The following is a 21,404-nucleotide window of genomic DNA, read 5'->3' as shown; positions in this document are numbered from 1 at the left end:
AGAAGCTTATTTAGGTTGAGACATATCCCCTAAAAAATCCTTCAGTAAGTAACAAATGTAAACGTTGTGACAATTTTTTTACATTTATTGATAATGGGTCGTAATTGTAAATGGTTATTATTTGTTGCATTTGTCATGCTCTAGATGGAGAAGGCTAGCCCTCAGTTGGTTTGTAACTTAAGCACAGTTTATGTGTGCTATGTGACTTATTTGTAAGTCCATCTCAAACAGATCGAAGAGTAGCTACCGAAACAATTAGAGATTATCGATAGGTCTTCTTATCCCCTTCTGGAATGAAAACCGAATCCCCCCCCTCATGGGTTGCAGTGCAAAATTTTGGCTATGTTCACTCTCAGCTTTAGTTTGATAAGTTTAATGTAGGTAGGAATTACATGATTTCACAGAAAAACAAAAGACGCGCTTCATTGTCTTTACTGATTGGTTATGCAGTATCCAGCCAAATTGCTGCTGCTCAAGAAGACTCAGAAAATAGTTATGAGCGCTTGGACAAAATTAAAGTTGAGGGCGTAGCTTCGGACGTCGGTGAAAATCGAATTGGTTTGGAGGAACTTCAGCGCCTGAATCCTAACGATCTTCAGGATGTATTTAGAAACACACCAAGTGTACAAGTAGGTAGCTCAATCTCTGCGTCACAAAAGGTATATGTTCACGGTATTGAAGAGACAAACTTGGCTGTGACTATCGATGGTGCACGTCAAAATAACAAACTATTCCACCATTCAGGCACTAACATCATCGATCCTGAATTGTTGAAAGCTGTAAGTGTTGATGCCGGTGTTGCGCCTGCAGATGCGGGTCCGGGAGCATTAGGCGGGTCCCTGGCTTATGAGACCAAAGATGTTTCCGACTTATTGGAAGATGGCGATAACTTCGGTGGCTCTGTTGGTCTTGAATACAATACCAATGGCGATACATTTGATAGAAATATCTCGTTATATGGCCGTTCGGGTGGTTTTGAAGTCCTTGGTTATGCCAAAAAGGCAAGCGGCAATGACTTTGAAGACGGTAATAATGATGTAGTCGTGGGCTCTGAGTCAGCGTTAAAAACGGGTCTAATTAAAATCGGTTATCTGAATGAAAGTGGTTACCGTACAAAACTATCTTACGAAGCTGTTGAAGATGACGGTAATCGTCCTGGAAGGGCTAATTTCAATAGTGGTGTTTTGTCAGAAAACAACAACCTAGACCGCAAAACGCTAGTATTCTCTGTTAAAGATGACTCTCCTGAAGGTTTAATTAACCCTTATATTAAAGTGGCTCGGTCAGAGACGAAATTGGATTGGATTCCAACAGATGCTCCGTACACAACCTTTGGTGAGTACGAAAGTTTAAATGGTGTTATTGCCAATACGTTTGTAATGGGAACAGGAACTGTCGATGCCGGTGTAGATTTCTTTGATGATACAAGTAAAGGTATTTTCCCAGGCTGGGCGACTTTTGAGGAAGAAGCACAAAATGTAGGTGTGTTCGCCCAAGCGCGACTGACTCCGACAGAGCGTAGCCGCGTATCTTTTGGTGCACGTTTTGATGATCATGAAATCAAAGGGATAGACGGATCTGTTCATGATAGTGACGGTGTATCCGGTAATATTTCAGGTGAGTTTGATATCACTTCATTTGTTACGGTTAGCGCTGGTTACTCCCATGTATTTGGAGGGGTACAGCTTATGGAACCATACATTGGTAACCCTGGTTGGGATTACTCTGGTGGTTTTAAAGAATCAGAAGCTGAAAACGGTTATGTTGGTCTTAGCGTCAATGGCGAGGCTTTAAATGCGTCATTATCCGGTTTGACCGTTGGTGTTAAGCTCTTTAATACTGAAATTGACGATATTCGTGATGAAGAGTATGGCGTCGGCCCCGACGTTTACAGCGATGTGAAAACTGACGGTTTCGAATTAACTAGCCGTTATGAATGGCTGTCTGGATCTGCGCGTTTAACCTATGTTGATATCGATACGGAAATTAATGGTATCGAAGGGTCTACATCTTCATATTATATCGGAACTGCTATTGGTCGATCATTGAAAGTTGACTTTGTTCAGTCTATTGATAGTGCTAATACAACCTTGGGCGCTGACGTTCAGCATTATTTTTCGATGGATGGTCATGATGGTACAAATACTGTATCAGGAGCTTTTCCTAGCTACACGGTTGCAAATTCATTTGTTGAATATGCTCCTCAGGCGATCAATAACCTAACGTTACGTGCATCTGTTAATAATATGTTTGATGAAGATTATTCAGATCGTGCATCTTATGGGCATGAGTTCGGATCCGATACTACTTTGAATGAGCCAGGGCGTTCGTTTGTGCTAGGCGCTAAACTGAAGTTCTGATGATTAGATGCTACTGCAGGAGGCTTTAGAGCATCTGCAGAATACTGTTTTACGCTTCTAGGACTGACGTCCATCCCTTCTAAGGAAACGTAATCAGACCCCGCCAGCTGAGCTGGTGGGGTTTTTTCTTATTGGTTACTTACCTAGAGCTAACCACAAACCAACCAAAACCATTAGGCTTCCGGCTATTCGATTCATAAGGCGGACGTTATTCCGTTCCATTAAAAGGTGCTTGAGTAGTTTACCGCCGCTGGCATAGATAAGCAGGCAGATGAATTCAAGTAAAAGAATCAAAGCAACCAGTATGGCTAATTGCGGCGCCATAGGTAGATCTGCATCAATGAAGGGAGGCAAAAGGGTGACAAAAAATGCCCAGCCCTTTGGATTCGCAACGGCAGTAAGAAAGCCGTTTGTTGCTAGCTGTAATCCTGAAACTTCTTGTTTTTGTTCGCCGGGTTCGGTGATTACCAATTTGCCACGAGAGCAAAACATCTCATAACCTAGCCAACAAAGGTAAGCACCACCGCCCCACTTGAGAATAGTGAACACTTCTGGGTAGTTCAGCATTATTGCAGCGACGCCTAAAGCTGCAGATGCGGCAACTAAACCAACCCCGATCAATTCCCCCCACATCATATGTAAGCTACGTTTGACGCCAATAGAGATACCTAGACTCAATGCCAAGGTCATACACATTCCGGGTGTAATGGAGACAAAAAAGAAAGTCGGAATGAACAGGGATAAAAGTGTGAGTGACATCAGAAAAACAATACCCGTTGTTATGGACAAATTTAATATAGCGAGGAGTTTATGCTGTGCAAAATCAATTATTAAGAAAAATAATTTTTACGGTGTAAAAAACAACCAGATTTTTACACCCCCGTCAGAATGGGCTTTGGAAGGGATACACAGAATTAATTCACAGTTTTATCCACAGCTTGCGTGGATGGATTTTTTTACTGTTAGGTCTTGACTGGATGATTTTTATACAGTGTTTTGGCGACAGAAAATAATTTAAAAAAATATTGCTATTACCGAACGATTTGATCCTTATTCTACAAGGTTGAAATATGATCAATCCTCTGTAGGCCAGTTATCATGGGATTTATGGAGGATGTCCATAAATAGTTAACAAGTTTATCCACAGTTTGTGGGGAGAAACAATAGGAAGGAGCTTAAGCAATAAAGTGGGGTGCTTTTGAAGGTTTGTTCACAGATTGTGAGTGCTGAAAAGGTAAGTGCCTACTTGCTTGGTCGAGCTAAGCCTAGAAGGTTATCCATAGGGAAGGAAAGAAAAAATTAAGGTGCATAGAGACGTTATTCTTTTAGCTTACTAACCGTCTAAGGTTAGTTTGATTCCTCGTGCATCATGATGAATCGTTCTTCAAGCATGGAGTATTCTTTTTTCACTCGAGTGAGTTCGTGCTTGGTATCATTTGCTTGTTCTAGAGAATCGATCATTTCCAGAAATTGAGTTTCTAGAAACTCTTTTTCGCGGTTTGCACGCTCTAATGCTCCCTCGGTTTCAGATACTTCGATTTCTAATACCGAAACCTTTTGCGTTAACTGATCAATTTCATCCTGTATCGATGGATCGAATGGTTCTGGGTTTTTAGTCGATACTGACTGACTTTGTTCAAGCATTGATTGCAGAGCGGTGATTCTTTGCTGGTTATGTTCTAGCGCGTGTTTCTGCTTGTTTATGGTACGTTCTAGGTGTTGCTTTATTTTCTTCAACGAGGAGTGCTGCTGCTCTAGGCGACTATGTTCTTGTAGCTGTTCTGATTGATGACGTACTTGCTGATTAAGTTCTGCGTTTTTACTAAGAACATTTTTGGCTTTATTTTTGATGGCTTCAAGATGCTCAATTTTTTCTTCTGACTTATCGAGCTTGTCCTCTAGGTGTGACAGTGTATAACGGTTTGCTTCGATCTCTTTTTTCAGGCGATCAATCATCGTTTCTGTTGCTTGGGCCTGGGCTTTAAGAGTTGCTACATGAATTTTAAGCTGTTTTTTCTCTCTATCGTCGTGATTCTGCTCATTGGAAAGTGCGTCTAACTGATCTATTAGTGTTTTTTGAGAACTATTGAGATTACTCATCGCTTCCAACGGTATGTCCTGATCGAGCAGGCAGTCCACCATTTGTTTTGCGACCTCTGCACTTTCTTGTGCGCTTTTGGCAGCGTCCGATGATTTCTTTCTAGAAGATAAAATTTCTTCTTTTAAGTGCTTAATGATTTTCTTTGCACTGGATAAATTTTTTAGTGATTGCTCATTAACTTTGTTGTATTTACGTACGCGGTAAATAAAGTAAGACCACGATAAGAAAAGGGATACTGCAAGGACCGAAGATAAATATGTGAGGTAGATTTCGTTCAAAAATAATCCTCATAAATTGTATTTTATTACAAGGAATATACCAGCTTACTTATTCTTGGCAACCTAATGGAGGTTGGCTCTAGAGAGCCTATTTTTAGTGGACATAAGAGAAATTTAGCAATCAAAAAAAATGCATGGATTGACCTTAATGCAAATATTCTAGATTATTAATGGCTTAATATTTGATTAGCTTTATTCAGAGCTTATTAAATATATTATCTTTGTTAGGGATAATAGTGAGTAATCAATAAAACGCCAATCTATATAAAAACAAAAAAATAAGGTTATTACTGTGCGTATTCTTATTGTTGATGATAGTAAAGCAATGCAATTTATATTGCGGCGCGGTATGGAAGGCTGCGGATTAGAAGAGATGGATCTTCAAGTCGCAGGTAGTGGTATTGAAGCGCTTGAAATAATTCGAGAGTGGAAACCCGAGCTAATCCTTTCGGATTGGCATATGCCCGAAATGACAGGGATCGAGCTACTTGAAGCAATTAATGAAGAGATGCTGTCGACAAATGTTGGTTTTGTCACTACAGAAACATCAGCAGATAAAGTTAAGCTAGCAAAGGAAGCCGGAGCTAAGTTTATCCTTAATAAACCTTTCAAAGATGATGCGCTGCATCAAGCCGTTAAGCCTTTCCTGACACCTATGTCCTCAATCGAGGAAGAAGAACCTAAGCTCGATCAAAGCAAGCTGGCTTTCTTACCCAGCGGTGATGTTATATCCAAGATTCTAAAAGTAGCCTCTAAGAAAGAGATTGCTGTAAATAACGTTGCTGCTTTGCCTTATCATGAAGGTTGGACGCCATGCCTACTCGGACTTTTTTCTGCGAAAGAGGAAGAAAAGGTACGTATGGTCGCAATAATCAATTTCTCGGGGTCATGTATTCTAGGGGCATCACTGGATGGCTTGCCTACAAGTGATGTGAGTAATGCTATTTCAGATCAAATATTACCTAAGGCGATGCAGGAAAATTGTAAAAAGATCCTTAGAGTAATAGGCGCTTCCCTGAAGAGCGGTAAAGATAAAGGAGGGCTACAGTTGCGAAGTGTCAATCTTATGCCTAAATCCTTCCCCAAAATAGAGCAGCTTTTTCAGAAGTCGGAAGCGGAAAGGGTCGATTTTGAAATTGAAATTCCAGATTATGGTAAGGGAAATTTGACCATTATCGCTTCGTAGACAGCATAGCTTTGTGACTTGTTACTGACGGCTCTTACTTCTAAATGCAAAAAGTGTTACTTTGCGCGCCCTTTTTTCTGAAGATGTAAGATCGAAAGCATGATTGCTGGTTTTGATTACGGTAGTTCAAATTGCGCCATGGGTGTTCTTCAAGCAGATAATAGTGTGCGGTTATTGTCACTTTATCAGCAGCAGAAATACGTACCTTCTACTCTATATGCACTCTCTCGCGAATTAATCTGCGAGGGTGTTGCGCGTCAAATTAGTAATCCTAAAATTCGCGATACTTATCTTAAAGAACGCAGCCTTCAATTGAGACAGGCTTCAGCGTCTCGTTTATCTCTTGGCGTTTTATCTGATGAGCAGACTCTCTTTATTGGCGAAGAAGCGATTGATCAATACATAGACCTTCCTGAAGAAGGGTACTTTGTTAAATCTCCAAAATCCTTTTTAGGCGCGAGTGGCCTACAAACACAGCATTTGGCATTTTTTGAAGATGTTGTCACAGCCATGATGTTCCAGATAAAGCAGGCGGCTGAAAAATCACTTGGGGATTCGATTACGCAAACCGTCATTGGTCGTCCGGTTAACTTCCAAGGCAGTGGTGGTGAAGAGGCTAATAAGCAGGCTTGCCGTATATTGAAATGCGCAGCAGCAAGGGCTGGTTTTGTCGATGTTGAGCTTCTGTATGAGCCTTTAGCGGCCGGAATTGATTTTGAAGCAGGGTTAGAGCAAGACAAAGTCGTTTTAGTTGTCGATGTAGGTGGTGGTACCAGTGACTGTTCCATTGTGAAAATGGGGCCGAGCTATCGCGATAAGCCAGAACGTTCAGCTGACTTCCTTGGTCACAGTGGTGCTAGGGTAGGGGGAAATGACCTTGATATTCACCTAGCTTACTACGGGTTAACACCAGTTCTAGGCATGGGAGGGAAATTGAAAAATGGGCTACCTATTCCCTCTCAATCCTATTGGAATGCAGTGTCAGTAAATGACATACCCTCGCAGGTCGAATTCAATAGCTTGGCTTCGGTCGAAATGATGGCGCAAATGCAGCGTGATGCAGCGGAGCCTGAAAAAGTAGCGCGTTTAATTCAGCTGCAAGAGCAAAAGCAAAGCTATCAGTTAGTACGCAGTGCCGAGCTAGCGAAGATCTCTTTGTCTGATCAGGAACAAGTAATTTCTGATCTAAGCTACCTCGATAAGGAATTATCGCAGCCAATCAGTCGTGAGGTGTATGAGTCGGCAATAGAGCGTCCGGTAGCAAAGATAGTGGATCTGATGAGTGAAGTGATTAAGCAAGCCGGTTGCACACCAGAGCTAGTTTATGTGACTGGCGGTACGACAAAATCGCCTGCTGTTCGGCAGGCAATTGCATCTTTGTTGGGTGATATAGACGTTGTCGACGGCGATCACTTTGGTAGTGTGACAGCTGGGCTAACACGCTGGGCTGAGAAGCTTTATCGCTAAACCAATGCGATGAAAGCATGATGGGCGTGGTTTATTCTGTGGTGTGTGCAATACCCAGTAATAAACCACCTTCTTGCCAGAGAGTAACGGTCGTTCCTTGGTTGTTAATAATATTCTTAGTATCAACCTGTTCTAGGGTTAGGCCTTCTGGATATTCTGCTTGGTAAAATGTGTAGATCTGATTATTTTCAATATTTCGCACTTTCAACTGAGCAGCAATTTCACCATTAATTGAACAGTAACTACCACCGATCAACTGCCACATATCCTTTCCAAGTTTGCTCGATGAAATAAGTTTAAAGCTTAGCTGGGTTAGCTGTTGACCAAGTTCATCTATAGAAGATGTGTATACAGAAATTTCGCTTGGCTGTTCATGATGGCCCGCAATTTCATTCACAATACTTGGGCCTGATATAGGCATCGGCATCAAACTGACAACCATGAAAATGCAGGCTAAAGCCAATGTCGGAACCATTAATCGCGGCAGTCTAAACCAAGTTTTACATTGCTCTAACCAGCTGATTCTGGTTTTCGGAGTTTCAACATTTATATCCGATTGGTTGCTAAGCTCTTCTTGCATAGACAGAAGCTGAGCTAACTTGTCTTCACTTAATGACTGATCTTCGTAGTGTGCTTTAAGAGCTGATTTTAAGTTTTTAGGTGCGGTTGATTTCATTGCATCGCCTCCTTTGGAACCCATTGCTCTTCGGTTAGCTCTAGTTGGACTCGTTTTTTTAATCGGTGCATTTTCGACAGTAGAGTTCCTCTGGGTATGCCCTGAATCTCTGCTATTTCCGCCATGCTGTACTCTTCTATGGCCCATAGATAGAGCAGTTCGCTCTCTTCAGCGCTTAGTAACTTTAACAATTGTTCTACATCGCGTTGTTGTATATACAAATTTTCTAGAGAATCCGATGATGCCTGATTTATCTTCTCTACGGTTTCAGGTAAATCGGACAAAGAGAGTAGTTTATTATTCCCACGACATTGATCGATAAAAGCGTTACGAATGCTGCGTTTTATATAGGCTTCAGGTTCCTTTATGTGAGAGGAATTACTGCGTAGAAATTTTTCTACACATTGCTGTAACAGATCGTATGCCTGATCCTCATTTCGAGTGAGGGATAAAGCATAGCGATAAAGCTGATTGAGCTTATTTTTGTCTAGCATTTATAAATTGTACCGTGGCTGCCCCTGATCTAAGGGCAGCCTATTCAGATAAGTATTGGCTAAGCCATTTGGAACATTAATTATCTGAAGAGTTTCATTCAGTAACGGATTTTTTAACCTCCGAGTGAATTTTTAACGAATTTTTAAAGCGCACGATTAGATCGTTAAAGGCAAAACGTTCACCACCGCCAAAACGGATCAAAACAATACCGGCAGCAAGGAAAGCGAATTCACGTTTAAAGCTATTTAGGTTAGCGATTAGGCTTTTATCAAAATTAAGCTTGTAGGCCATATACCAGAGCATTATCGCTACGGTGGCAGCCCCCGCTGCTCTCACCAAGAGTGGTGGTGCAAATAGAATAATAAGACCTGCTAACAACAGTAATGGTTGCCAAGTAGCAAAGGTAGGAACTTTTGCGAAAGCACCGAAGCTGCCACTGACTAAAAACATAATGCCAATCGAGAGGCGGAGCAGTAAACCTAGAGCATCCCAACTGATGCTGTAATTATGTTGTCGTTGTAATAGATCGAGACTGTAACGACCTGGACCCAGATTAAAAAGTACAAACATCATCCCGGAAAGCGCGATATCTCTAATCTGCACAAACATTGCTGGGGATGTATATGTTTTCACTGCAATTTCAGTATCAGGCACTGTCATCACGGGGAGTGAGAAGACAAAGCTCCAAAGCAGGAAGGCATAAACCAGTGCCAGTGGTCTCACCAGAAAACCAACAACTAATGCGATTCCAGATACGAGTTCAAAAGCTGAAAGTGAAGTTAAGAACAGAGAAGGTGTTAATAGCTCACCTAAGAAACCAGTAAAAAGATACTGTTGAAAAAGCTCATTGATATAGCCTGTCGATCCCATGTAATTAGCAACGATAGCATCATGCTTAGCGCTGGAAAGTAGCTGGCTGAGTTTAGATACGCCGCCAATAATAAAAAGAATGCCGAGACCTAAACGCAAATATAAAGCGGCTTCGTCGTAGTTTTTTTGTCGATTGTGAGTAAGGGTATTGTTCATCTATATATGCCTTGCAGAAAAAAATGCCCCGCTGAGCATTCCAAGCTGAGCAACAAAACTGGGGTGCAATCATGTTATTGGCTTTGAAGTGACAGGTGCTCTTGGGGCGTTAAGGTGTAGCTGCCTTTAAAGACGAATCAGTAGGTATTTTGATTGCACGATTGTGAAAATTAATTATGAAAAAGATGCAAAAAAGGGAAGCTTTTCTGAATTAAGGTGTTGATTTAAGGAGGAATAACTGAAACCTTAATTCACAAGGTCAAAAAACAAACAAACTGCTCTGAGCCAGTATTTATAGGCTTTGTAGCGGTTGTCCAAAATTAATATACACGCTTATCCACAGAAAACTGGGGTAAGTTTTATTTTAAGTAGATTATGTTATTCAACTGCGAATGGAGAGATTAATTTAAGAGCATTCCCTTCAAAATCTTCTTCGCGTAGCTGTTGTAGGGCTTGATCAAACTCTTTTTTACGCAGTGCCCAGCGAGAATTTGACGAGAGTCCGACAAACAGATCGACCTTATTCCCAGGTTTAAAAACGGCTTTATCTATTTGTGGGGTTAAGCCTCGTGAAGCGAGTTCATAATCAGCTTGGCAATCCGTACCGATAAAGCTATCAATCCTGCCTTCTAGTAATAGATTGGGAAGCACGGCTTCTTGGGTCACGCTTTTTTTATAGATATCCGTATCCTGATCAAATTCAGTGTAATAAGCGGAGCCACCGACCATGCCTATGGTCATCGCGTGCATATCTCTATGTTTACTGATACGGCGAGATTTACCATGAGGAAGATAGAGTTGGGTGCTGCAACTGTAGTAGTGAGGGTAAGCGTAGGTAATGTATTCAGCTCTTTCTTCACGCCATGCTAAACCGCTCATTGCGTCGATCTGACCATTCTTCATCATTCGCAAGCAGCGTTTCCATGGACAGCGTAAGTAGTGGACCTTAAAACCTATTCGCTTAGAGAGTTTCTTCCATAATTCGTGGTCGATACCGGTCACGGTTTCAGGCGTCACGAAGCGGAACGGAGGCCAAGAATCAGCGCCAACAACTAATGTCTCAACCTCAGCTTTTGCGGTATTACAGCAAAGTAGAGCCGTCAGCATGAGTGTGTAAATTAAGGGGCGTTGTAACAACGGAGTAACCTCAGAACGGCAGCGGCAAAACACTTTCATCTCTTCACTATAGTCAAAAAATATTGGGTAGCGGAGAATGAATAGCTACTTGTTTGTCGACAGGTGTTGATCTTATGAACAGCTGGCGGCAAACTAGGGCAAAAGGAATTTAACAATTTAAGTGTTCAAAGGAATGAGCATGAAAACCAGATCTATCCAATCCGTTGTTGATTGTTTATCTTGCTGCGTAGCTTGGTTGCGCACGCCGCCGTTTTATCGGGAGGCGTGTTGAGATGTTAACGAGCCTCCACTTTCAAGATATTTTCGGTGTTATCGTTTTAACTGCGTTAGTGAGCTATCTCTTTTTTGATGGCTTCTTGAATCTGACCTGCAAAGGCTTTTACACCCGCTTATTCTTTCACGCCAATAACATTGCGCTGATGTCGTTATTAGTCACGTTGGGGTCTGCCGATCTATTCAGATTGGTTGTAACGGAACCGATGGTTGTTGTGGGGTTTTACCTACTTTTACTCTCGGTATTACCCATTTTTATCGCTATTGTTTACGCCTTTACCTTAGAGCCGCCGTCACTGCATCTACTTTATGATCGATGCCGACAAGAGATTAAGTATCTCAACTGGAGCGTGAAGCTGGAGATGGTGATTATTCTGTCAGCGACGCTATGTTTGGCAGCTGGTTTATCCCAGATAGCAACGCTTCGGGAATGGTTTGGCTATTTTAGCCCTGGGCATATGTTAGTAACTTACTTAGGGTTATTGGGGGTTTTTGCTTTTGTTGTGCAGGCATTTTTCAATCAAGTGATGTTGATTGTTCGTTCTACCCTAGCGGTCAGTTTTTTTTATCCGGTTATCCACGTGATGTCTTTGTAGATGTCTGTGCAGTTGTAGCGAAGGATTAAAAAAGCCCTTTTTGAATCTAACAAAAAGGGCTTTTTATGCTGATAGAAATGAAGGATGAGGAAGGTTAAGCGCCGCTAGCTTCAAGAGCGATAACCGTCAGCTCTTCGATCATCTCGATCTCTTGTAACATCGGATAAAGCACCGTTTCTTCACATATTTCACCGTGAAGATTAGGTGGCATAAAGAGATCTTTGGGGCGATGGAGCAGCATGACGCACTGATCACCAAATAGACTCATCTCTGTTGCTGCAACGTCTAACTTATCGGTAAACCTTTTGTAATTTTGTAAGAAGTCCAGTGTCAGAATCTGCTTAGCCTGCTCTTCATCTTCCGCATAAATATGGAAATCCTTGCCAAAGGGGTTGTTGTCTAACGTGATACGCTGATCTTTATCCATAGGCTTCTGTTGGAAAAAGCTTAGTACCTTCCCCCAATTTGCTTGCAAGATCACACGAGAAGGGAAAGTGTGTGGCAGCGTCATATTCAGGATCACCCCTTTAAATTCGGTGCTCTTCCTTCTATTTCCTTTAGCATCAGTTTTCATTCGGCTTAATTGGCACTCCACCATTTCCACCGTTACAGCCCCAATCTCAGTGCGGAGGTAGTCCTCTTGTATGGTCAATTCTTCTTGATGGGGTGGCAGTATGCGGCTATCTCGGACTGAGTCCAGCGGTATGATTCCATGACGCTCATAGTGAAATCCGTCTAGATGATCGAGGATTTTTGGCAGTAAATTTTCAGCAAAATGGTGATTAAAGTCTTGTTTGAATTTAGCGGCTTTGAATCCTGAAATTAACAGAGGGATGATCGCTAAAAAGAGGCCTCCCCCAATAAATACCACAATAGAAATGACTGCACAGGCTAGGGACGCGATAAAACCTATTAGCAAACGACGGTCACAGGCTTTTTTGGCTTTTTCTCGCTCTCTAAGCAGCTCAGCCCATTCAGTAGCGCAGGCCAGCTTTAACGCATCGAACTGTTCTGGAGCAACATCAAACTTCAGTTGCGCAGGCTTTTTACGAAAAATTCGGTAGACGATAAAATCAACGATCGTATCGAGAAATGCGTCAGTTGCTGTATCGAGCCGTTTTTGACGGCCATTGGGTTGGTAAGAAGGTGCGTTCACACAAAGCCTACTGGATAGTTAAACAATTTTTAGAGGCTTGAGCATAACAACGCTGTTTGTGGATTTAAACTGACTAGGTTTGTGGGGGTATAACCTAGTCAGCTTAGCGCGGACTTCCTAATTGGGAATTATGGACAAGCGTTGGTCGCTTGAGATTTTATTTCCAGCCTTGCTTGTTTTATGACGCTGATACCTGAGCTGGTGGCTAATAGGCCCATGATGGTTGCTACTAAAAGATCTGGCCATGCTTGCCCACTACCTAATACACCCGCAGCAGCGATCATTACTGCAACATTGCCAATGGCATCATTTCGACTACATAGCCATACAGATCGCATATCAGCATCGCCACTGCGGAATGTATAAAGCATGATAGCGACAGTTACATTTGCTACTAATGCTAGTAAGCCAATAATGCCCATAGTGACTGGTTCTGGAGTTTGGCCATTAAACGCATCCCATAGTACTTTTAGCAAAACGGCTATGCCAAACAGGAGCATGGTTGACCCTTTGATCAGGGCTGCTCTCGATCGCCATAACATGCCCATAGAAAGTACGGACAGTGAGATGACATAGTTTGCGGAATCGCCTAGAAAATCGATCGCGTCAGCAAGGAGTGATGCTGAAGATGCATTCAAGCCAGCGATGATCTCGATAATAAACATACTGGCATTGATCAACAGGGCGATCCATAGGGCTTTTCGAAAGCGCCCATCTTCTAATGCACTTTTAGTATGGTTTGCATTACAGCAGCTACCGGCCATTGTTTTTTCCTCAAAACGACATCGTGTAAAAAAGTTCTAAGGTAATTAAAAAGCCTATAGCCACTACAGGGTCAAGAAAGTCTCGTCATCGTAGCTTTAATGGCCGTGTAGACCGCTAATATGTGTGTCAGTGTCTGGTTCGGTATGGGGTTTATCGGAGGAGAGCCCCTCAAGTATGCCACAGTGTTCGATATCGCTCTCTGTCTCACAACGTTGGCGTAAACTGCGTAGATCTTGTTCTAAAGATGTGAGGGCTTGGATACGTTTAACAACGTGCTCAATATGGCTATCGACTAGATCGTTAATATCGTGGCAGCTTTCAGACGGTTGATCTTTGAGGGCTAGCAATGTTCGTATCTCATGAAGGCTCATATCTAAACTACGGCAGTTACGGATAAACAGAATACGACTTAGATGCTGTTCGTTGTAGATCCGATAATTACCTTCAGAACGATAGGGAGCTGGAAGTAAGCCCTCTTTCTCCCAGTAGCGAATGGTTTCTACCTGACATTCTGTGCGTTTTGCTAATTGGCCGATTTTCATAAACATATCCTCAAACCCTGAAGTAATTGTAGGCTTGATCAGGTTGGGTGGTGAAATGAATTATCTACATTTTAGGTATTAGTCATTTGCTGGCAGACCGAGTGACGATGTTCCGTTGGGGTGGAATAGAGATAGCCTTGAATCAGGTCGACACCTGCCCAGCGCACAAAGTCTGATTGCAGCTGAGTTTCAACACCCTCAGCCACGATTATGCAGCCTTTAGATGAACACAGCTTTATGATTTGATGATAAAAGCTGGCAGCCCAAAGGTCTGTCGGTACATCATTAAGCAGTTTTAGATCGAGCTTGATAATGTCGAAGGGTGCTTGTAGTAGTCGCTGCAAATTGGAATAGCCTGCGCCAAAATCATCCATGGCGATACTAAACTCATGCTGCTTTAAAAAAGACACGCGACGGGACACGATCTCATCACTAATATCGTGCTCGCAAATTTCCAACACTAAGCGTTGCTTCTGTTTCTCATCCAGATCTAGTAGAACGTCCTGCCACAGTTTTTGAAAGAGCTGGTCACTAGCGATCAGAGGCCCGGCAAGATTGATCCAAATGCTGGATTCATCTTCAAACTGTGTATCAAGTGTGTCTTTAATCTGCTGGCTGGTCATTCTCAATAGCAGTTCGGTATTTCGATATAGATAAGGGATCAGTTCTCGCATGGGGATTTTGGCCCCAGAATCTAAGAAGAAACCTCTGCACAGAACTTCTCTTCCATAGCCATTATCTAACCCCGCAGTAAAAAGCTCCTGTGAATACCAAACAAGGTGAGCTTCGCGGCCACTATAGTTAAACAGCATAAGTCGCCTCATCAGTATCTAGGCAAGAATAGATAGAGTCTTCATCTTTTAAACGTTGGCTAATCTCCTGAAGGAAACTCTGGATGTTCAGGTTATTTTCCATATTGATCAGACGGTTACCTTTGGTCAGCTTTAGATGATGAATGTAGTCACTGGTGTTATGGCATGTCTGTTGGAGCTTCTTGTAGCTCTGTGTCAAAGCAAGTTTTTGCTGGGCGCTTAGCTCGCTACCTTGCAGTGTCGGCACTAGGAAGCAGGTTTCTAGATCGAGATGAATAACCACACCTTTGATCAACCTTTTCAGCGCTTTATCTAGTTGAAGTAAGTGACAAAAATCGCGTGCCAGTAATCGTTGAATATTGGCGATTTCTTCTTCAAGTTGCTTGTGCTGTGTTAATAACACGGCACTCCACTGATTATTGTTTTGCCCTTTGAGTAAGGCATTAGCGATGGATTGATTGGCACTAGCTAGGCGCATATTGATGTTCTCCTGCCAGAATTTTCCCGTTGTAACCTGTACTGATTAAGTAGATGAATAACGATATTGGGCTACAAAAACATAAGATGTAAAAAAAATACATCTTATTTTGTTTTTTAAATCTATGTCAAATCTATTTTGATGTTCCGGCATGGAGATGCTTCTAAGATCGACATAGTTAATGGGGGAATTTGGTGAATAGGCGGTTCCTTAACTATTCTGAATTGAGTTACCCCCATTTGTATTAACTGTGGTTATGTCTGATAAAACGCCATCCATAGAAGCATTACAGAAGCGGATCCAAGAGTTGGAAGATGAGAATGAGCTTCTGTCTGATTTTGCAGGCCTATCTTCCGATTGGTTTTGGGAGCAGGATGCTTCTTTTAGATTTGTTCGATTTTGGGGGATGTTGACCGAGAAACTGCAGCGTAAACAAAGCCTTTTTATCGGAAAGCGACGTTGGGAAATGCCTATCCAAGGCCTAACCGATGAAGAGTTACAGGTGCATATCAATTGCTACGAAAAACACCTGCCTTTCCGCGATTTTGAATATGAAGTACCAGGGAATGATGGCGTTGTTCAGCACTATTCGGTTAGCGGTAAGCCTGCTTATGACCGAGAAGGTAACTTTAGCGGCTATCGCGGTGTAGGACGTAACTTAACGCTTCTACATAATGCTCAGCAGGCAGTGAAAGCCAGCCAGCAACAACTGTCGCAGATACTACAAGGTAGCCCTATTGCCACCTTTGTTATTGATAAAGAACACAAGGTGACCCATTGGAATAAAGCCTGTGAGGCGCTGACTGGTGTACCTGCGAGTGAAGCAATTGGGCGTGATGATAGTTGGCGAGGCTTCTATGCTGAATCAAGGCCAACTATGGCCGATCTTGTTGTGGATAACGCGCCAGCTGAAAAGATACAGGAATATTATGGGTACCATTTTGCCTTATCTAGCTTGATCAATGGCGCCTGTGAGGCTGAGGATCTTTTTCCCAATATTGGCCCTTCAGGGCATTGGCTCCACTTTAATGCCTCGCCGCTGCTAGATACTGACGGAAATACAGTAGGTGCCATCGAAACGCTTCAGGATATAACTGATCGTGTAAAAGCTGAGCAAGCTGAAAAAGATCATCATCTCAAACTAAAACGGGCTCACGAGGAGTTGCAATCAACACTTCAGCAGCTAGTTGAAGCTAAAAAGCTCGCTGGGCTTGGGCGTTTAGTTTCTGGTGTAGCGCATGAACTGAACTCTCCTTTAGGGAATATTCTCTTAGGATTAACGACAGCACAAAATAATTTGGAAGAGTTACAACACTCTTTTGATAACAGCAGCCTGAGTCAGTCTCAACTCCGTGCATATTTGGAAACAGAAGCGGAATCGATTGCTTTGATGGATCATAACCTCAATCGAAGCATTAACCTGATTAATCGCTTTAAAGAGCTATCTAGCGATACCAAAACAAAAATCACTCACAGTTTCTCTCTCCATGCTGTTGCAAAAGGTGTATTTGGAGCTTATCTGCATAGATGTAAGCAGCGGCATATCGAGCTAGCTAATAGCGTTCCCTCAGATCTAAATATTTGTAGCAATGAAGAAGCGCTCGAGCAAATTTTAGTAAGTCTATTAGAGAACAGTTTGAACCATGCACAGTTGGGGGAAGGCAGTCGTATTGAGCTTGCTGTGACTAAAGGGAAATCGGGTGTTGAAATTGATTTTTCTGATAACGGTCAAGGCATGGATGAGAAGGTTAAAGAGCACGCCTTTGACCCATTTTTCTCATCCAAAATGGGACATGGTACGTCGGGGCTGGGCCTCTATAGAGTCTATAACCTCGTTTCGGTTGTCTTAGGTGGCAGCATCAGTTTGCTCAATAATGAGCCTGGCTTACTCGTTAAATTAACCTTGCCTGATCTGTCCTGTGAATGAATAAACGGGTAGTACTGAGCGCTTTAATAAAGCGTCTATACTTAAATTTGTTACTCATCCAATAAGAAAAATTGAACTTATGCGTAACTGTGACTTCTTCAATGTGAACATGGATTTGGCGCAGATAAAAGCCGCCTTATTGCGCTTAATGCTGATCTGGATTGTTTCTTTCTATAGCTACCAAGTTGCGGCTCAGCCGGATTTAAAAGTTATTACCGAGGATTGGGCGCCATACAATTACGAAGAAAATGGCGAGCTCAAAGGGTTTTCAATCGAAATTGTCCAAGCGGTAATGGATGAGCTAGGTGAACAATATTCCATATCGATTTATCCAGGTGTCAGAGGTGACCGGATGTTGGAAACCTTGCCCAATGTGATGTACTTCTCTTTGTTTCGGACACCAGAAAGGGAAGATAAGTTTAAGTGGATCGGTCCTATATCCCAAGAGGCCATCTATTTTTATAAACGTAAAGATAATCCTCAAACCTACCAAACAATTGATGACATAAAGCAAGCGAATAACATTACTGTTCCTTATAAAGGGTTGGTTGCAAATAAGGTGGATGAGTTAGATATCACTAATGTGATTAAGCTCTCTGCTAGAGATCGCCAATTTAGTCTGTTGTTTTCAAACAGAGCTGAGCTTGCTGTAAATACCAGTCCTTTAGGCGTTGCTTACTATCTGAAACAGATCGATAAACCTGTGGATTCTTTGGTAGCTACTGGCGTAAAACTACTCGAATTTCCTCTCTATATTGCTTGCTCTAAAGAGATCCCTGATAGCGTGATCGAGCGTTGGCAGGCGGCTTTGGAAAAAGTGAAAGCATCCGAGAAATACGAACAAATTTACAGCAAATACCTAATGTAAAAGTTAACACTCTTCTTCTGGAAGGTTTGTCTCCCCTTTATGCCTGTCTCTATCTTAAATAGCTAAATTCCATATATCGCCTAAATTGAATTAATCGCTATTTTGCTTGTCCGAGCTAAGCAATTAGAGATTATGAATAGGGAGATGAAAGATGGGAAAAATTACAGGTACGGTAGCAGGCACTGTTGCTCTAGGCGTTGCAATGAGTGCTTCAGTTCAAGCTGGAGATGGCATGGTCAATGTAAAAAGCCAGCACAGCGTGGTTCAAACTGCAGAAAAATTAGAAACGGTTTTAAATGCTAAAGGCATGACCGTATTTGCTCGAATTGATCACAGCGCTGGCGCCGAAAAAATTGGTAAGGAGTTACGAGATACGCAGTTGGTACTTTTCGGAAATCCAAAAGTGGGTACGCCATTGATGCTCTGTGCACAAAGTGTCGCGATCGATCTGCCGCAGAAAGCACTGATCTGGGAAGACGCGGATGGCTCTGTTTGGTTAAGTTATAACGATCCAGCTCACTTAGCTAAGCGCCACAATATTCAAGGTTGCGATGAAGTACTAAACAAAGTGTCAGGTGCTTTGGGTAAGTTTGCAAAGGCGGCGACGGAGTAAAAATCAGTTGTTAGATCGCTTCGCTTGCTAGTCGCTAGATGAAAAGAGCTACCTTGCATAAATTTTCTGTACCTACTAGTATGTTTGTTACTTAATTATTGAGCACACTCAGTTATGGCTGCTACACGTGAGTTATTGATCGATACCATGAAGCTACTGCTTTGGGAGCGGGGCTATGATGCTACTAGTCCTAATCAGGTGTTAGAGCGCAGTGGTGTGGGTAAAGGCAGCTTCTATCACCATTTTAAAGGCAAGAAGGATCTGGCGATTGCTGCGATGGAATCCCGAACGGATGACCTGATTGCTGAGTTTGATCAGATCATTGCGCAAACGGATGGGGATTGGTTAGCTCAAGTCAGCGCTTATTTGCGATTGCCACGACATGCGTTGAAGGGCTGCCGTATGGGGCGAATCGTTCAAGATCCATCGGTCGAAGATGAACAACTGTTAGCTCCTTTGGAACGTTACTTTTCCACAATGCATAAACGCTTCACTGCGATTTATAGCGAGGCACAATCATCCGGTGCATTAGTAAAGATCCATAAACCGGAAGCTTTGGCTAAGTTAACCTTGAGTGTCTTACAGGGCGGCTTTGTTGTAGGGCGAGCGGTGCAGCAAGATGATACGGTGGGTGATGTCTGCGAGAGTTTCTTAGATATGTTGGCGGCACTGAAAACGAACTAAAAAATCGTTGAGAAACAGCCTGTTTAGTTACAGGCTTTTTTTGAAATATGGATTGTACCTACTGGTATGTACAGGTTTTCTAGAGGCATAGTTAAGGAGGCAATATGAAAGTTTATCTGAACCAGAACATCATACTGATGCTGCTATTTATAGTGGTGTATGGATCTGGATTCGTTGGGGCGAAGCTTGGCCTTGGTTACAGTGAACCGTTTACCTTTTTAGCTGTGCGTTTTGCGATTGCGGGTGGTTTGCTTGCATTAGGGGCTGTATTGCTCAGTGCACCTTGGCCGAAAAATCCTAGGTGGATTTTAGTAACCGGAATCTTAATGCAGGGCCTATTTTCGGTAGGCGTGTTTTATGCCCTGTATTTGGGAATGAAGCCTGCCGTTTGTGCCTTGATTATTGCGTTGCAGCCACTGTTAGTCACAGTGTTGGCTGGACCATATTTGAAAGAGCAAGTCACGGGGTGGCGCTGGCTGGGTTTGCTTATAGGGATCAGTGGTGTAGCGGTTGTAGTTGCTGATGGGCTAGCTGTTGAAGGGATTAGCTGGACGACACTAGTCTGGGCTCTGCTTGGACTATTGGGGTTATCGCTAGGGCAGTTAATTCAGAAAAAGCACTGTGCTGATATGCACTTGATCAGCGGTGGAGCATTGCAGGTATTAGGTACAGTTCCCGTGATGTTGTTGTTAGCTTTTCAATTCGAAACGATGCAGATGCAGTGGCATTTAGATCTTGTCTTGGCGATTTTCTGGATGGCGGTGGGCGTATCTTTAGGGGCGGTGAGCTTGCTCTATATCTTGATTAATCGAAACAGTGCTTCTCAAGTCGCCAGCGTTTTTTATGGTATACCGGTAGCGGCAGCGCTAATCGCATGGCCTCTATTTGAACAAATACCAACCCTGGCTGACTGGGGCGGTTTTGCAGTGGTGGTCGTCGGCATATTAGTGGCCAATGTCAGGTCGAAAGAGGCTATTACTCATGAAAACGTTGCGAATGAAAAGCGCAGCAATGCTCCTCATAAGCTTCCGCTAGAAGCTCAATAAAGGCACTGATCTTACGCGGCACATAGCGAATATTGGGGTAGATCGCGTAAATGCCGACATCGCGGTAGACCCATTCCTGTAATACTGGGACAAGTTCGCCGCGGGCTACCTCGTCACGCACGAGGAAGACTGGCATAAATGCAATCCCAGTACCGGCAATTGCGGATTCTCTTAGGGTGACTAATGAGCTCGCCTGAAAGCGACCATTTACTTTGATGCGATCTGGCTGGCCTTTCACCGTGATTGGCCAGTCATGAGGGCCGGTTTCTTGATACTTAAACTGCAGGCAGTTGTGCTCATCCAGATCGGTCACCTTGTTAGGCGTGCCGTGTTCTTTTAAATACTCTGGCGAAGCATAAGCGTACCAACGGGATTGCACTAAAAGACGGGCACGCAAGGTCGAATCGGATAGGGTGCCTGTACGAATAGCTAGATCAAAACCGTTTGATATCAGATCTTGAAAGCTATCCTTAATCACCATCTCAACCTTCATCTCTGGATAGCGTTTTAGATACTCATCGACGACGGCAGGAAGGAAGAACTGACCCGAGATCATCGGCGCGGCAATACGTAAAAGGCCCTGAGGTTGCTCAGCATGTTGAGATACCGCTTGCTCGGCTAGCGCGACACCACTCTCTAGTTGCTGACAGTGGTGATAAAACTCTTCACCCGCTTCTGTAAGGTTCAGCTTTCGGGTAGTGCGGATCAGCAACTGCACACCTAAATGCTTCTCCAACCGCGAAATATGTTTGCTCACTACAGAGCTCGCAATGCCCCTTTGTTCCGCTACCGCGCGGAAAGATTTGAGTTTCACCACTTGGGCGAACAGCAGCATATCATCCAGATTATTCATATCGGTCTTATTATTTAATATTTGGAATCAATTAAATTCGATTGTGCACGCTAATTTAATTATAG

At 42.9% G+C, this 21,404-nt stretch carries 21 protein-coding genes; 9 read left to right on the top strand and 12 right to left on the bottom strand.

Annotated features, from left to right (window positions below):
• Window positions 1-392 precede the first annotated feature (392 nt).
• Window positions 393-2,360 (top strand): TonB-dependent receptor plug domain-containing protein, encoded by a 1,968-nt coding sequence (locus ACMXYN_RS14420; RefSeq protein WP_415892433.1) that lies wholly within the window; start codon window positions 393-395, stop codon window positions 2,358-2,360.
• 135 nt (window positions 2,361-2,495) lie between these two features.
• Here ACMXYN_RS14420 and ACMXYN_RS14415 read toward each other — a convergent pair whose 3' ends face one another.
• Both ACMXYN_RS14415 and ACMXYN_RS14410 read right to left on the bottom strand, forming a co-directional pair.
• Window positions 2,496-3,119: a LysE family translocator gene (locus ACMXYN_RS14415; protein ID WP_415892432.1), complete on the bottom strand. Its 624-nt coding sequence runs from the start codon at window positions 3,117-3,119 to the stop codon at window positions 2,496-2,498.
• Window positions 3,120-3,707: 588 nt separating this feature from the next.
• Window positions 3,708-4,739, bottom strand: coding sequence for a hypothetical protein (locus ACMXYN_RS14410; protein WP_415892431.1), 1,032 nt, complete (start codon window positions 4,737-4,739; stop codon window positions 3,708-3,710).
• A gap of 292 nt (window positions 4,740-5,031) precedes the next feature.
• On the opposite strand from ACMXYN_RS14410, the gene ACMXYN_RS14405 reads away from it, so the two are divergent.
• Window positions 5,032-5,925 (top strand): response regulator, encoded by an 894-nt coding sequence (locus ACMXYN_RS14405; RefSeq protein ID WP_415892430.1) that lies wholly within the window; start codon window positions 5,032-5,034, stop codon window positions 5,923-5,925.
• Between the two features lie 99 nt (window positions 5,926-6,024).
• Window positions 6,025-7,392 carry a molecular chaperone gene (gene yegD, locus ACMXYN_RS14400; RefSeq protein ID WP_415892429.1) on the top strand — a complete coding sequence of 456 codons (1,368 nt, stop codon included), beginning with the start codon at window positions 6,025-6,027 and terminating at the stop codon, window positions 7,390-7,392.
• A 31-nt stretch (window positions 7,393-7,423) separates the two neighbouring features.
• Here yegD and ACMXYN_RS14395 read toward each other — a convergent pair whose 3' ends face one another.
• The 4 genes from ACMXYN_RS14395 to ACMXYN_RS14380 all read right to left on the bottom strand — a co-directional run bounded on the left by ACMXYN_RS14395 (window position 7,424) and on the right by ACMXYN_RS14380 (window position 10,765).
• Window positions 7,424-8,068 carry a hypothetical protein gene (locus tag ACMXYN_RS14395; RefSeq protein WP_415892428.1) on the bottom strand — a complete coding sequence of 215 codons (645 nt, stop codon included), beginning with the start codon at window positions 8,066-8,068 and terminating at the stop codon, window positions 7,424-7,426.
• Window positions 8,065-8,562, bottom strand: a complete 498-nt coding sequence (locus tag ACMXYN_RS14390) for an RNA polymerase sigma factor (protein WP_415892427.1) — start codon at window positions 8,560-8,562, stop codon at window positions 8,065-8,067. Before ACMXYN_RS14390 ends, ACMXYN_RS14395 begins: the two co-directional genes overlap by 4 nt.
• Before the next feature lie 94 nt (window positions 8,563-8,656).
• The gene (locus ACMXYN_RS14385) at window positions 8,657-9,589 is read right to left on the bottom strand and encodes a DoxX family protein (RefSeq protein WP_415892426.1); all 933 of its coding nucleotides are present in this window, start codon (window positions 9,587-9,589) and stop codon (window positions 8,657-8,659) included.
• Between the two features lie 378 nt (window positions 9,590-9,967).
• Window positions 9,968-10,765: a substrate-binding periplasmic protein gene (locus ACMXYN_RS14380; protein WP_415892425.1), complete on the bottom strand. Its 798-nt coding sequence runs from the start codon at window positions 10,763-10,765 to the stop codon at window positions 9,968-9,970.
• Between the two features lie 233 nt (window positions 10,766-10,998).
• Here ACMXYN_RS14380 and ACMXYN_RS14375 point away from each other — a divergent pair, with 233 nt between their 5' ends.
• Window positions 10,999-11,595, top strand: coding sequence for a hypothetical protein (locus ACMXYN_RS14375; RefSeq protein WP_415892424.1), 597 nt, complete (start codon window positions 10,999-11,001; stop codon window positions 11,593-11,595).
• 94 nt (window positions 11,596-11,689) lie between these two features.
• On the opposite strand, the gene ACMXYN_RS14370 is transcribed toward ACMXYN_RS14375, so the two are convergent.
• From ACMXYN_RS14370 to ACMXYN_RS14350, 5 genes are all read right to left on the bottom strand, one after another.
• Window positions 11,690-12,751, bottom strand: a complete 1,062-nt coding sequence (locus ACMXYN_RS14370) for a DUF3137 domain-containing protein (RefSeq protein ID WP_415892423.1) — start codon at window positions 12,749-12,751, stop codon at window positions 11,690-11,692.
• Between the two features lie 128 nt (window positions 12,752-12,879).
• Complete coding sequence (locus ACMXYN_RS14365) at window positions 12,880-13,515, bottom strand: cation transporter (protein WP_415892422.1); 636 nt, start codon at window positions 13,513-13,515, stop codon at window positions 12,880-12,882.
• 96 nt (window positions 13,516-13,611) lie between these two features.
• Window positions 13,612-14,058 carry a Cd(II)/Pb(II)-responsive transcriptional regulator gene (gene cadR, locus ACMXYN_RS14360; protein ID WP_415892421.1) on the bottom strand — a complete coding sequence of 149 codons (447 nt, stop codon included), beginning with the start codon at window positions 14,056-14,058 and terminating at the stop codon, window positions 13,612-13,614.
• A gap of 71 nt (window positions 14,059-14,129) precedes the next feature.
• On the bottom strand, window positions 14,130-14,870 hold the full coding sequence (locus tag ACMXYN_RS14355; protein WP_415892420.1) for an EAL domain-containing protein: 741 nt from the start codon (window positions 14,868-14,870) through the stop codon (window positions 14,130-14,132).
• The gene (locus ACMXYN_RS14350; RefSeq protein WP_415892419.1) at window positions 14,860-15,348 is read right to left on the bottom strand and encodes a hypothetical protein; all 489 of its coding nucleotides are present in this window, start codon (window positions 15,346-15,348) and stop codon (window positions 14,860-14,862) included. The genes ACMXYN_RS14355 and ACMXYN_RS14350 overlap by 11 nt, the downstream gene beginning before the upstream one ends.
• A 256-nt stretch (window positions 15,349-15,604) precedes the next feature.
• Here ACMXYN_RS14350 and ACMXYN_RS14345 point away from each other — a divergent pair, with 256 nt between their 5' ends.
• The 5 genes from ACMXYN_RS14345 to ACMXYN_RS14325 all read left to right on the top strand — a co-directional run bounded on the left by ACMXYN_RS14345 (window position 15,605) and on the right by ACMXYN_RS14325 (window position 20,486).
• Window positions 15,605-17,275: a PAS domain S-box protein gene (locus ACMXYN_RS14345; RefSeq protein WP_415892418.1), complete on the top strand. Its 1,671-nt coding sequence runs from the start codon at window positions 15,605-15,607 to the stop codon at window positions 17,273-17,275.
• Between the two features lie 79 nt (window positions 17,276-17,354).
• Window positions 17,355-18,143: a substrate-binding periplasmic protein gene (locus ACMXYN_RS14340; RefSeq protein WP_415892417.1), complete on the top strand. Its 789-nt coding sequence runs from the start codon at window positions 17,355-17,357 to the stop codon at window positions 18,141-18,143.
• 151 nt (window positions 18,144-18,294) lie between these two features.
• Entirely contained in the window at window positions 18,295-18,756 is a 462-nt protein-coding gene (locus tag ACMXYN_RS14335; protein ID WP_415892416.1) for a DUF302 domain-containing protein, read from the top strand.
• A gap of 114 nt (window positions 18,757-18,870) precedes the next feature.
• Window positions 18,871-19,440, top strand: a complete 570-nt coding sequence (locus ACMXYN_RS14330) for a TetR/AcrR family transcriptional regulator (RefSeq protein ID WP_415892415.1) — start codon at window positions 18,871-18,873, stop codon at window positions 19,438-19,440.
• A 104-nt stretch (window positions 19,441-19,544) separates the two neighbouring features.
• Entirely contained in the window at window positions 19,545-20,486 is a 942-nt protein-coding gene (locus tag ACMXYN_RS14325) for a DMT family transporter (protein ID WP_415892414.1), read from the top strand.
• Here the strand turns inward: ACMXYN_RS14325 and ACMXYN_RS14320 are convergent.
• Entirely contained in the window at window positions 20,416-21,339 is a 924-nt protein-coding gene (locus ACMXYN_RS14320) for a LysR family transcriptional regulator (RefSeq protein ID WP_415892413.1), read from the bottom strand. The genes ACMXYN_RS14325 and ACMXYN_RS14320 overlap by 71 nt on opposite strands.
• Window positions 21,340-21,404: the final 65 nt, after the last annotated feature.

This window comes from Neptuniibacter sp. PT8_73 (genome assembly GCF_047778045.1).
GTDB lineage: Bacteria > Pseudomonadota > Gammaproteobacteria > Pseudomonadales > Balneatricaceae > Neptuniibacter.
Note: the sequence above shows the minus strand (reverse complement) of the source record. Positions and strands in the feature narration are given on the sequence as shown.